This is a genomic window from Photobacterium sp. GB-56 (assembly GCF_003026105.1).
Lineage (GTDB): Bacteria > Pseudomonadota > Gammaproteobacteria > Enterobacterales > Vibrionaceae > Photobacterium.
Genome location: NZ_PYNW01000005.1, coordinates 317,513 through 330,270, shown reverse-complemented (window position 1 = coordinate 330,270; position 12,758 = coordinate 317,513). Strand labels below are relative to the sequence as shown.

14 protein-coding genes are annotated in these 12,758 nt (G+C 38.7%); 8 read left to right on the top strand and 6 right to left on the bottom strand.

Annotation, left to right across the window (positions count from 1 at the left end; all coding sequences use genetic code 11):
* Positions 1-107 precede the first annotated feature (107 nt).
* Positions 108-1,031, bottom strand: coding sequence for an alpha/beta fold hydrolase (locus C9J42_RS09730; protein WP_107301962.1), 924 nt, complete (start codon positions 1,029-1,031; stop codon positions 108-110).
* 271 nt (positions 1,032-1,302) lie between these two features.
* Here C9J42_RS09730 and galE point away from each other — a divergent pair, with 271 nt between their 5' ends.
* Complete coding sequence (galE, locus tag C9J42_RS09725) at positions 1,303-2,322, top strand: UDP-glucose 4-epimerase GalE (protein WP_107287877.1); 1,020 nt, start codon at positions 1,303-1,305, stop codon at positions 2,320-2,322.
* A gap of 93 nt (positions 2,323-2,415) precedes the next feature.
* Here the strand turns inward: galE and C9J42_RS09720 are convergent, their stop codons facing one another.
* Positions 2,416-3,015: a DUF2238 domain-containing protein gene (locus tag C9J42_RS09720; RefSeq protein ID WP_107207893.1), complete on the bottom strand. Its 600-nt coding sequence runs from the start codon at positions 3,013-3,015 to the stop codon at positions 2,416-2,418.
* A 223-nt stretch (positions 3,016-3,238) separates the two neighbouring features.
* On the opposite strand from C9J42_RS09720, the gene C9J42_RS09715 reads away from it, so the two are divergent.
* Positions 3,239-4,579, top strand: a complete 1,341-nt coding sequence (locus tag C9J42_RS09715) for a DEAD/DEAH box helicase (protein WP_105062160.1) — start codon at positions 3,239-3,241, stop codon at positions 4,577-4,579.
* 123 nt (positions 4,580-4,702) lie between these two features.
* Here the strand turns inward: C9J42_RS09715 and C9J42_RS09710 are convergent, their stop codons facing one another.
* The gene (locus tag C9J42_RS09710) at positions 4,703-5,254 is read right to left on the bottom strand and encodes an SPOR domain-containing protein (protein WP_107207894.1); all 552 of its coding nucleotides are present in this window, start codon (positions 5,252-5,254) and stop codon (positions 4,703-4,705) included.
* A 306-nt stretch (positions 5,255-5,560) separates the two neighbouring features.
* Here C9J42_RS09710 and C9J42_RS09705 point away from each other — a divergent pair, with 306 nt between their 5' ends.
* The 6 genes from C9J42_RS09705 (at position 5,561) to C9J42_RS09680 (ending at position 11,018) form a co-directional block, all read left to right on the top strand.
* Positions 5,561-5,941 carry a LexA family transcriptional regulator gene (locus C9J42_RS09705; RefSeq protein ID WP_107207896.1) on the top strand — a complete coding sequence of 127 codons (381 nt, stop codon included), beginning with the start codon at positions 5,561-5,563 and terminating at the stop codon, positions 5,939-5,941.
* A gap of 13 nt (positions 5,942-5,954) precedes the next feature.
* Positions 5,955-7,265 carry a Y-family DNA polymerase gene (locus C9J42_RS09700; RefSeq protein ID WP_107292627.1) on the top strand — a complete coding sequence of 437 codons (1,311 nt, stop codon included), beginning with the start codon at positions 5,955-5,957 and terminating at the stop codon, positions 7,263-7,265.
* 111 nt (positions 7,266-7,376) lie between these two features.
* Complete coding sequence (locus C9J42_RS09695) at positions 7,377-8,747, top strand: histidine-type phosphatase (RefSeq protein ID WP_107292628.1); 1,371 nt, start codon at positions 7,377-7,379, stop codon at positions 8,745-8,747.
* Between the two features lie 176 nt (positions 8,748-8,923).
* Positions 8,924-9,154: a hypothetical protein gene (locus C9J42_RS09690; RefSeq protein ID WP_107207901.1), complete on the top strand. Its 231-nt coding sequence runs from the start codon at positions 8,924-8,926 to the stop codon at positions 9,152-9,154.
* A gap of 256 nt (positions 9,155-9,410) precedes the next feature.
* On the top strand, positions 9,411-10,253 hold the full coding sequence (locus C9J42_RS09685) for a tetratricopeptide repeat protein (RefSeq protein ID WP_107301961.1): 843 nt from the start codon (positions 9,411-9,413) through the stop codon (positions 10,251-10,253).
* 159 nt (positions 10,254-10,412) lie between these two features.
* On the top strand, positions 10,413-11,018 hold the full coding sequence (locus tag C9J42_RS09680; protein WP_107301960.1) for a sugar O-acetyltransferase: 606 nt from the start codon (positions 10,413-10,415) through the stop codon (positions 11,016-11,018).
* Between the two features lie 80 nt (positions 11,019-11,098).
* Here the strand turns inward: C9J42_RS09680 and C9J42_RS09675 are convergent, their stop codons facing one another.
* The 3 genes from C9J42_RS09675 to C9J42_RS21715 form a co-directional block, all read right to left on the bottom strand.
* A complete protein-coding gene (locus tag C9J42_RS09675; RefSeq protein WP_107207904.1) occupies positions 11,099-12,049 on the bottom strand; it encodes a YeiH family protein in 951 nt (316 codons plus the stop codon).
* 115 nt (positions 12,050-12,164) lie between these two features.
* Positions 12,165-12,506, bottom strand: coding sequence for a YdbL family protein (locus C9J42_RS09670; protein WP_107301959.1), 342 nt, complete (start codon positions 12,504-12,506; stop codon positions 12,165-12,167).
* Positions 12,487-12,744 carry a YnbE family lipoprotein gene (locus C9J42_RS21715; RefSeq protein WP_233217752.1) on the bottom strand — a complete coding sequence of 86 codons (258 nt, stop codon included), beginning with the start codon at positions 12,742-12,744 and terminating at the stop codon, positions 12,487-12,489. The genes C9J42_RS09670 and C9J42_RS21715 overlap by 20 nt, the downstream gene beginning before the upstream one ends.
* Positions 12,745-12,758: the final 14 nt, after the last annotated feature.

Here is a 12,758-nt window from a genome sequence, read left to right as displayed (position 1 = left end):
AAGAATAGAAACGATGATTTATTTTGTCTAACGTGTTAATAACGTTAGAAGCCAGTGATAATGAGGGAAGAATGTATCTTCCCTCTTATTTACTACTGCTCACTGATTTATTGTTGTAAAAAGTTATTAATCAGTTCAGATGTGAGGTGGGGTTGCTCATTAGTCACACCGTGTGCAGTATTTGGGATAACCACGATGGGTGCTTGAGTATATTTGCTGAGTTTGATGCCATTAGATAATGGAAATATCTTATCTTTTTCACCCCAAATGAGCATGAGTTTCGGCAAATGAGTAGGATCGAATTGCTGAATACGATCACGATCTAATGGCAGTGTTTGGATCAAACTGGCACGTTCTGGCTTCCATTGTGAAAAATAGCCTTGATAGATTTGCTCTGCAACAAAATCCGGCATTGGCTTTTTTTTCACAAAAACATTGTCGTATAAACGGCGAATACCGTCAGCACCATTCGGCACAAATAACGCTTCTGGTGTATTCACATTGGTACGTTTAACCAAATCAGCTAAGTCATTATCGCTAAAAAGCGGGCCTGGGCTAGCAATGATAATGGCTTTATTGATCCTCTCTGGTGTCGTCATCATATCGTAAGTAATAAAACCGCCGTAAGAGATACCAGCAACATTGATTTTTTGTAGTTTTAAGTGATCAACAAGTTGCCATATTGCTTGAGTTTGGGTCGCTAAACGTGCTTCTGCTTTACTTTTTGATTCACCAAACCACAATAAATCAGGCGCGATAACACGATAATGTTTGCTTAACTCAAGCATTTCAGCTTTCCATGTTGCCGCAGCTGTTCCGCCAAAACCGTGCAATAATAATAAAGGTTTACCTTGTCCACCTTCCCAGTAAGTCAGCGTTCCGCCTTCTTTTAATGCAAGGGAATGTTTAGTAAAACCATCATCATGTAGTACGGTTTGATCATGATCGGTTTTCCATTGAACCACTTCACAGCCATTGAGAAGAGGTAGCAAGCTGCATACCATCATAGTTATAGGAAATAAACGTTTCATAGTGACTCGATAGTTAAAAAAGCACCGCATAATAATACGGTGTTTTATAACAGCGGTGCAAGTCATTAAAACTGAAGATATTGTTTGTAATTGTAAACATAGATAATAAAGATTAAGTGCGTTCGATGGTAATATTAAGCATAACTGACTTGAAACTATGGTGATGAATCACGATAATTATTGTCAACTGATTGATTATCCATTTAATATGACGGCTTAATATAGCTTTGTATGAATGTGATAGCCTCTATTTTAAGGATTAGGAGACACTATGCGTGTTTTAGTTACTGGTGGCATGGGATATATCGGCAGTCATACTTGTGTACAAATGATTGAAGCAGGTATGACACCAATTATTGTCGATAATTTGTATAACAGTAAAGAAACAGTATTGGGTCGTATTGAAAACCTAACTGGCGTTAAACCTACTTTTTATCAAGGGGATATTCGCGATCGTGCTTTTTTAGATAAAGTTTTCGCTGAAAATGAAATTGATGCTGTTATCCATTTTGCGGGTTTAAAAGCAGTGGGTGAGTCAGTAGAGAAGCCTCTTGAATACTACGATAATAATGTTCATGGCACATTAGTGCTTGTTGAAGCTATGCGTGCGGCTGGTGTGAATGCATTGATCTTTAGTTCATCAGCAACGGTTTATGGCGATCCCGCTTCTGTACCAATTACAGAAGACTTTCCAACCAGTGCGACCAACCCTTATGGCCGTAGTAAGTTAATGGTTGAAGAGTGTTTGGCCGATATTCAACACGCTCATCCAGAAATGAGCATTACGTTACTGCGTTACTTTAATCCTGTTGGTTCGCACAAATCAGGCACTATGGGTGAAGATCCACAAGGTATCCCGAATAACTTGATGCCATTTATTTCTCAAGTTGCAGTTGGCCGCCGTGAATTCCTATCTGTGTTTGGCAATGACTATCCAACGATTGATGGCACTGGCGTTCGTGATTACATTCATGTCGTTGATCTTGCTGATGGTCACTTAGCAGCACTGAACCATAAAGGCTCTGAAGCAGGTTTACACATTTATAACCTAGGTACAGGTAAAGGTAACAGCGTACTGCAAATGGTTGATGCATTCTCTAATGCTTCAGGTGTGGAAGTGGCTTACCGCATTGCAGCGCGTCGTCCTGGTGATATTGCTGAATGTTGGGCCGATCCTGCAAAAGCAAAAGCAGAGTTACATTGGGAAGCGAAATTAACCTTAGATGATATGACACAAGATACTTGGCGCTGGCAGTCGACTAACCCAAATGGTTATCCAGACTCTGAATAATTAGCGTTAGCGCTGAATTACGAATAATCAAAAGGCGCCCACTTTATATTGAAGTGAGCGCCTTTTTGATATGAGCATTTAACAGCAGATGTTTTAACCTTCGGTTTGCTTATAGGTTTTAAAAATAAAGAATAAGATCAAACTAAACACGGCACCTAAGGTGTCAGCTAACATATCTTTCTGAGCATCCCAAATATCTCCTTGAGAGCCTAAGAATTCAATGCCTGCTTCACCACCAGCACTTGCAGCGTACCACCATTCAATGATCTCATAACCAGCAGCAATCGCCATGACAGCAAATAAACCAAATAAACCGGCAATAAGCGGCTTACAATGGTCTTTTCTCACTAAATATTCAGCGATAGGGAAAGCATAAAAGCCAATTGAAAAGTGGGCAAGACGATCAAAATTATTACGTCGGGAACCAATTAAATCATTAAACCAATCAAATGGGACATTCGCAAAGGTATAGTGAGCGCCGATATTGTGTAGTACTAACCATACTGCCATTAAAGCGTAAGCAAGGTTACTAAAACGATAGTAACGGAAAGTGAAAATGAGTATTCCAAAAATAATAATCAGCGGAATGGCTTCTGCTATCCATACTTCTCTAAAAGCAGGGTTTATTCCTAAAATGATGAAAAAGAGGGTATAGGAAACGGCTAACCATAATGGGAATTTATTTTCTGACATCATACATCCTTATTGAATAAATCTTCGCTAGATTAGACTAAATGCTCATTGCTTTCCAATTCGCTTTTATCTGCCGCTTTATGAGAAAATGAAAAAGGTAAATATGCTTTCTTAATCAGAACTTGTGTTATAATCAACGGCTAATGTTTTTCACGTTATTGTGATATTCATCATAGTTAACTGTAAACTCTATCCAAAGAGTTGTTTTTACCGGAGCGTCATTTTGCATTTTAAAGATCTTGGATTAGACCCACGCCTACTGAAAAAAATCAATCATTTGGCGTTTGATCGAGCAACCGAAATTCAGCAAACAGCTATTCCTGTTGCTATCGCAGGCAAAGATATCTTAGCCTCATCGAAAACGGGTTCCGGTAAAACATTGGCGTTTTTGCTTCCTGCAATGCAACGTATGTATCGTAGTAAGCCGTTTACACGCCGTGATCCTCGAGTATTGATCCTGACACCAACGCGTGAATTGGCTAAACAGGTTTTTGCGCAATTACGTACATTAAATGCAGGTACACCTTATGACGGTACCTTGATTGTTGGTGGTGAAAACTTTAATGATCAAGTTAAAGCACTTCGTAATGACCCTATGTTTGTTGTTGCAACACCGGGTCGTTTAGCTGATCACCTAGAGCACCGTAGTACGCACCTTGACGGTTTAGAAATGCTAATCCTTGATGAAGCAGACCGTATGCTTGATTTAGGTTTTGAAGCACAACTTCGTCGTATTAACGAAGCGGCTAACCACCGTCGTCGTCAAACCTTAATGTTCTCTGCAACGTTAGACCATTCAGATGTCGTAGAAATTGCATCTGAAATGCTTGATAACCCCAAGCGTATTTCGATTGGCCACTCAGCAGAAGAGCATAAAGATATTACACAACGCTTTATTCTTTGTGATCACTTAGATCATAAACAAGCGTTACTGGATAAAATCTTAGAAACCCAAGATTACAAACAAGTTATCATCTTTACTGCAACCCGTGCTGATACTGATCGTTTAACCGCTGAACTAAACGAGCGCAAGCTAAAAGCCGTTGCATTAAGTGGCAGCTTAAACCAGAACCAACGTAATAGCATCATGAGCCAATTTGAGCGCACATGTCATAAGATCCTTGTTACAACGGATATTGCTTCTCGTGGTTTAGATATTGATAACGTATCACTGGTCATTAACTTCGATATGCCTAAACACGCGGAAGAATATGTACACCGTGTAGGTCGTACAGGTCGTGCGGGTAACAAAGGTGATGCTGTATCACTGGTTGGCCCTAAAGACTGGAAGAGCTTTAAAAACGTTGAAGCATTCTTAAAGCAGAAGATTGAATTTACCACTATCGAAGGGTTAGAAGGTAAGTTTAAAGGGTTGAAACCTGCGCCTAAGAAGAAGTTTATTAAGAAGAAACCAACAGGCGATAAAGTGGTTGCTCAGAAGCAGCAAGCTCCACGTGCTAAGAAGAAAGTGGATAAACGTTTTTACGAAAACCAAGCGGTGGGTAACGACGTATTTATGCCGAAGAAAAAGCGCAATACAGACGTGAGTAAAGATGGCGAATAAGCTCTCTATTTAATCACTGCAAAAAAGCCAGAGTATGACTCTGGTTTTTTATTTCTGTTAAAAAATATAGACGATAAAAAACCAGCCTAAGTGCTGGTTTTTTATTGCGTAATCAAAGGTTGATTAACGTAGTTGGTATACCTGACCTTCTTTGTCAGCTTTCACCTTGGCAAAGCTTAATGGGAATGGTCCTTGTGCTTGAACAGATGCAGGTAGACTGTGAATAGCTTGGCGAGCTTCATCTTTTGTTGCAAAGTTACCATAAATGACAGCGTACCAGTTACGGCCGTCGACATGTTTCCAGTTAACCCAGATTGGCTCATTACCTGTAATTGGCTGTAGGTAACCACGTAAATTACGCTCTTCACTTAGTGCTAAGATTTGTACTGTGTAACGAGAAGGAGAAATATCACCAAATGCTTGGTCGTTAGTCATTGATGTCTCATCTTCAAGGTGCGCATTATTGTTGTTGATATAATCGCTATCAATCACTGGCGGTGGCGTTACTGTTGTTTCAGGAACGACTGTATGAGTTGGTTTTTCACACTGAAAATTAGCACCATCAATTTTTGATGGCATAAGGTAACCTGAATCGCATGGGCTGTCAGAAGATGCACAACCAGATAAAGCTAATAGGCCTAAAAGAGTAACTGCCTTACGAGTCAGCAACGTCATATGTGTCTCCATAATCTTTGAGAGTAGATACTATATCGACGAAAGCCTAGAAATAGGCGTCAATATTCAGTATCGGATTTTATTTGATTCATTGTATCCAATAAAGGTATATTCTCCGCATTAAAATAGTATAAAAAACGCTGTTTGATGATTTTTCATTCGATTAAAATACTGATTTACTAGTTTTTAATATGTTTCATGAATAATGGATTTTTGCAGTAAGAGAAAAAACAATAAAAAAAGTGACCTTACAGTACCAATCGTATTAAACTGTATAAATGTACAGTAGTGTTTTTGGTCTGTTTAATGACAGCATATCCGTATTTTATTGAATCAGTGATGTGTGGTTTTCCATCTCCCGCTGATGGACATCAAGAGAGTTTAGATCTTGATGAGTATTTGATCCGCCATCCTAATGCGACTTTCTTTTTGCGTGCATCCGGTGAGTCCATGATTGGCGCTGGAATTTTTGATGGTGATTTGCTGGTGGTTGATCGGGCTGAAAAGGTGATCCCTGGGCGAATAGTTATTGCACGCATATATGATGAATTTACCTGTAAACGTTTAATTCGTTTAAATGATGCTTGGTGGTTAAAAGCAGAAAATCCAGCCATGAAATCATTTCCTCTACCTCAAGATGCTGAAATTTTTGGTGTCGTGACCCGTAATATTCACAATTTACTTTAATGCTGTATTTGAAATGACAATATCTGAAATTATTACAGGTAAACACGATCAAGTGTGGGCATTGGTAGACGCCAAGAGTTTCTATTGTTCTTGTGAACAGTTGTTTGATCCAACGTTAGTGAATAAGCCCTTAGTGGTACTTTCAAATAACGATGGTTGTTGTGTCGCTCTTTCTGATCAAGCGAAAGCACTGGGCATTCAACGTGGTGCGCCATGGTTTAAAGTTGAACGAGATGTACGTATGAAAGGCGTTCAGGTACGTAGTTCAAATTACAACTTATATGCCGATATGAGTCGTCGTTTTATTGAAGAGCTCTCTAAATTTTCTCCGTGTGTTGAACAATATTCAATAGATGAAGCCTTTGTTCGTCTTGATGGTTTCAAGTTAGATCAATTACAAGATTATGGTCGCGAAATTAAAGACACTATTTATAAAAATATTGGATTACCTGTTCGTGTAGGGATTGGTGCTACAGCAACCTTGGCTAAATTGGGCAATCATGCAGCCAAAGTGTATGAGCGACAGGTGAATGGTGTCATTCAAATTGACAGTGATTATAAAAGAGAATGGTTATTAGCCCGTACAGATATTCAAAATATTTGGGGAATAGGGGCAAAAACGGCAACGAAGTTACGTACATTAGGTATTGATAATGCATTACAACTATCTCAAAAGAGCGCGCCAGAAATGCGGCGAGTATGGAATGTCGTTCTTGCACGAACAATAATGGAATTGCAAGGTGTCGCGTGCATTGCGCCTGGGGATATTGATGAAACCCGAAAACAAATTTTATCGAGTCGAAGTTTTGGGCAAGGCATTACCGAGTTTGAAGAGTTAAAATCTGCTTTGGCTTTTCATTGTCAACGAGCGGGAGAAAAACTACGAAAACAAAGAAGCCAAGCCAATATTGTTGGTGTGTTCTTACGTACTAATCGCTATAAACAACTCCCACAGCGAAACCGTAGTAGCGCAGTGGCACTTATGTGCCCAAGCCAAGATAACTATAAGTTTATTGAATCCGCAATACAGCAGCTAAAACAGCTCTATAAAGAAGGCTATGAGTATCAAAAAGTTGGTGTGATATTAGATGAACTGACGCCAGCTGAAAACAATAGTTTTCAATTAGATATGTTTGATACCAGTGCTTATGATGAATCTAAACGTCGAGAGTTAATGGCAATCACAGATATGATGAATGCGAAGTTTAAAAATGGAATTAAACCCGCCTCTGTTATTGCAACTTCCAACTGGCATATGAAGCAAGCACATCGTTCTAACCGTTGGACTACACGACTTGATGAATTACCGATTGCGAAATGTTAAACCTCTGTCGCGGCGAATAGTTTTAAGTTGACAAAAGCCTGACCTAAATGAAGATAAGTTGTCACATAACTCGCTTAATCTCGCGTTTTTACACGAATATTAAGGTTTTATATGCGTTATCTTGCTTTGTGTTGTGCTCTGGGCGTTATCGGGATCACAGCTTGTCATTCAGATGATAAACCCGATCCCGTTACTGAGTATCAATTTGGTACAAAAACAACTTATGCGCCACAGCAGAAACTCGGTAGTTACCAACAAGCACCGCAAGGTTATGAGTTAGTTTATTCTGAGTTGGTCTCTCGTCATGGTTCCCGTGCACTTTCCAGTTTTAAATATGACGATATTTCAATGCAAGTTTGGCGTGAGGCACAAAAGCAAGGTGCGCTTACTCCATTAGGTGAAAAGCTCGGTGCTGAAATCGAACGTATGACTGCAGCTAACGAAGCGTTAGGTTACGGTAATTTATCCGGTTTAGGTCATGATGAATTGTTGGCGATTGGTAAGCGTGCAGCACAGCGCAATCATTCTTTGGTTGATCAAGCAATAGAAAATCAACGTCATGTTGTGGTGGAATATTCAGGTAAAGATCGCGCACTGGCAAGTGCCAATGCTTTTACTGAAGGTTTGACAGAAAATAACCAAGATCTCGCCGATTTACTGTTAGAACCAAAAGTTAACAAAGCGCAGTTGTATTTCCATAAAGAAAACAAAGAATACAATGACTATGTTGATCACGACGCTGCATTAAGAGCGGCTATTGATCGTTTATTCGATAGCGAGAAATCTCATCAAGTAGCACAAGCAGTATTAGAAAGTCTCTATAGTCCTGAGTTTGTACAACAAATAGTAAATGGTGAACTGAAGTTTTATTCAACAGAAGAGCCTGATGAGTTATTGGCAGAAAATGAAGTCGATGCAGTAATACATTTGTTTAACCTCTACTTAATTGCGCCAGGTATGGCACAAGAAGCAGGTGAAGAGCCTTGGCACTTTGAGCAATTCTTTACTCCAGAAGAAACTCAATGGTTAAGCTATGTATTAGATGGTGAAGATTTTTATGAAAAAGGCCCAAGCTTTAACAATACTGATATTACTTACAAGATGGCATCGGTATTGGTTGATGACTTTTTCAATGAAATCGAAAAAATTAAACAAGGTAATGAGCAGGCGGCACTAAAGGTACGTTTTGCCCATGCTGAAACTATTATGCCTTTTGCTGCCAATATGCAATTGAAAGGTAGTGAAGAGGGTGTTGATCCTCAAACGACCTTTAGCTACGACAACAATGATTGGCACGGTAAATGGGTAGCACCTTATAGCAGTAATATTCAGTGGGATGTGTATCGTGGTGAAGCTGATGATTTGCTTGTGAAAATGCTTTATAACGAGAAAGAAATTGGCTTTAAATCATCATGTCACCCTATTGAGGCTGGGAGCTATTTCTATCGCTTTAGTGAATTAAAGCGTTGCTATAAGCAATAATCGCTAACCGAGTTGATGCTCTATCTGTATCGTAAGAGCCAAATAGTATGTTCGCTTTTTAATACTCACATTTAATAACGAGTATTTGATAGACTATTTTACTCTATCAAATACTCAATCGATATTTTTCAACCTTCATCACTCTATTACTATTAATCAGCAGATAGGAGTGAAGTATGAAAAAATGGTTAGATAAAAATAATGATAAAAAGCTTAGAATTACAGCGGCATTGATTGCGATTGGGCTAATAGTTGCTTCGCTAATGACATCAGGATTAATCAGTGCAATTTGCGATTTAATCGCCTTTGTTATTCTTATTACAGTGGTATGGCTTAAAGTTGATGAGAGTAAACATCACGCAATTCAAACTGTATCTAGATCTGATCGGGTTGAAATTGAACCATAATACTGTGAGTTCGTAATGTTGATTTATTGATAACTTCTATTTAGTTTTTTAATAGGGGATTTACATTTTAGAAGAGTAAATGGTCTTATTTCAATCATTACAAAACTAGAAAGTGATGATTAATTATTCGATATATTTCTATTAAACTGCTTATATACCTATTTTTCAGCAATTTACCTTCACTTTTTGCTATTTAGTCCCTCCATTTGCTATGGTTTCAGAAGTTGTACTGTTTACCTATGTAAAAGGAATACTTATGCGCTTGCTTATAGGGCTATTAGTTTCTCTACTTCTCTGTTTTTCTGTACAGGCAAGTGAAAAAAAATACTCAGAAACGGACATGTTAGAAAAGCCGTTCATGGAACGTTATATTCTTGATGAATTGAAAAATTTACGTGAATCACAGCAAGATCTTGAACGTCGAATGGTGATAGAAATTACCGATCGCGAATTATCAGTTGCCGATAAGTCATTAAATTATGCGAATGTCACCGTCACTTACTTTTTCTACATTATTGCAGGTGTCGCATCTCTTATCGCTTTTGTTGGCTGGCAGTCTCTTCGTGAGTTCAAAAGTAACACCACTGAAATGGCGGATAAACGATTAGAGAAGATTGCCCAAGAATATGAGAAGAAGTTCTTGGCGCTTGAACGAGATTTAAAACGTAAAACACGCATTATTAGTGAAAATAATAAAGAAATTGAGAAAATTAACGAAATTCATAACCTTTGGTTACGTGCGCAAAGTTCTCAAACACCAGAACAACGTATTGGCGTGTATGACGAAATTTTACTTATTCGCCCCGGTGATCTTGAAGCGTTAACCTATAAAGCAGATGCGGCAATGGAAATTAAGGAATACCATTGGGCGCTGAGCTTATGTAATCGAGTGTTGGAGGTGGATGACACCAATGGTCCTGCACTTTATCAGCGTGCTTGTGCTTATTCTCGATTAGGGATTGAAGAGCAAGCGATTGAAGATCTAGAGCGTGCGATTATTGCAAGCCCATCTATTCGTGATTTAATTGCGGATGAGCCTGATCTTGATATTCTTCATGGTAACGGCCGTTTTGACTTGTTGTTATATTCACCTGAATAAACAAAATTGTATTTATCCTTTTTAATTAAGATCTCTATCACGAAGCGGCAAAATGATAGCCGCTTTTTTATTTATCCGTGTTTCTTGTTATATAAAATAGCCGCGCCATCAGATACTTTATTTATTATATTGAAATGTCTATTGGTATTAGAGGCAAGGATGAGCAGCAAACTATCAGATTTCTCCGTACATTTACCCATCAACCCAGAACTTGTCCAATTTCAGCAAAGTGTTAAAGAAAAGCTGTATGACTTTAACCATGCTCGACCATCAGAAGACGAAAAATATCATCGCATCCTGTTTGAGTTATTGGGTTCGGTAAATGGCGTTACTATTCTTCCGCCATTTTATTGTGATATGGGAAAGAATATACATTTCAAACGTGGTGGTTTTCTTAATGCAGGCGTTAAAATTTTAGATATTGCTCCAGTGATGCTTGGAGAGTTCGTTCAAATTGGACCGAATGTGGTTATTAGTACAGCAGGTCATCCATTAGATATTGCTGAAAGAGTCTTACCTATTGCCGCTGCTAATCCTATCACTATTGGTGATAATGTATGGATAGGAGCCGGAGCCATAATATTAGACGGGGTTACTATTGGTGATAGAAGTGTCATTGGCGCAGGTAGTATTGTAACGAAAGATATTCCTGCAGACTCTGTTGCTGTAGGTAATCCCTGTCGAGTAGTAAAAAAAATCGAGCATAGTGCTATACCATCAGAAGCAGAATTAGAAGAGATGTGGCGTCCAATTATGGAAATGTAATACTCAAGGCTGCTAACCAGCGTATAAAAACAAAGAGCCAGACATATAGTCTGGCTCTTTGTTTAGACAATAGCGAAAAGTTAAGGGATAAACATTTCGATATAGATTAATGAGGATATACCAATAGCAAGCCAGAGTAGCACACCTAATAACATTGGTTTTGGACCCGCATTTCTCAGCTTATTAACAGTGATCCCAGAGCCGATTAAGAATAGACACACCACCAGCAAACGTTTAGAAGCTGTAAATATCACATCGTAAACAGATTGAAATTGCGGTAAAAAGTGCGCAATTAAAATAGCAACACAATATAAAACGATAAAGTAAGGTACCGCGATTTTCTTGCTGTTCCCTTTAAAAATTAAAGCACTGATAAAAGCGACAGGGATGATCCATAATGCACGCGCTAACTTTAACGTTGTTGCTGTTTTTAAGGCTTCATCCCCGTAAGAACCAGCTGCACCGACAACAGATGAGGTATCGTGAATGGCAATCGCTGCCCATGTTCCGAAAGCGTGCTGGCTCATGTCCAATAAATGACCAATAGCCGGGAATACAAACAGTGCGACAGCGTTTAAGACAAATACCGTTGCTAAGGCAAGTGATGTTTGCTCATCTTTTGCATTAATAGCAGGGGAAACCGCTGCAATAGCGCTACCACCACAAATTGCAGTACCAGAGGCAATTAAATGACCGGTTTTCTTATCTAGTGATAAAAAGTGAGTAGCAATCCAGCCTAGAAGTAGCGTAAAGAAAATAGAGCAAATGATTAAGCCTAATCCAGCTTTACTGGCTTCAATTGCCTCATTTAAATGGATACCAAAGCCCAAACCTATAATGGAATAAGATAAAAGTTTTTTGGTTAGGGCAGCGATATTAAATTGTGAAGGGACTAAACCAAAACTGGCAAGTAGAAAACCAAGAATTAAAGCGATTGGCGAACTGATAATAGGTAGCAAACATAATAATGCAGTACAAATAAAAATCGCGTCCATTGGTCGTAGACGTTTGAGGTTATCAATGATGGGCATAGTAATAGCGATAAAAATATAATTATAATTAAGAATATTATACGCTGAATACTGAACAGTTTAGAGTTAAATAGACTGAGTGTGGGGTTAAGAAAAACTTAACATAAGTAAGGGTTTATTTTTTAACCCAATCCCCCGTTTTAGTTTGAAAATACTGTCCCGGTAAAGTTTTCTTTACCGCTTTTTCTTGTGCCATGCTAGTCACATCATCTAATGATAGATTATTTTTTTTGCTGATATGCAAGTAGCCTTGTTGGCGTTTGTTATTCACGGAATTAATTAACGCACGTAAAGACGGTGAAGGAGTAGGTTGTACACTGGCCACATACCCATTATTTGCCTCACCAATCAGTCCGTGCTGTTTAGCTTGTTGTAACGTTAATGCATGAGCCACTGACGACAATAGTAATAGCCCACTAAGTACACTCAGAACGAATTTAAAATACATCTTTGTCATTGAATAGCTCATTAATTTCACGATCGGCTTTCACATTGATTTCATGCTTAATATTGATGTTAAGGTTAATAACGATCGGCTTTTCTGAAAGTGCAACCTCAACCTTTGGTGTACAGCCACTGATTACAATAATACTCGAAAGGCCTAATAGCAGAAAAGCGGCTTTTACTGCTGAAAAATGACCATCAGAGCGACTCTTATTGTCTTGATTTTGGCAATGTTTGTTATAGGTAATCATATCTGGTAGTTGTC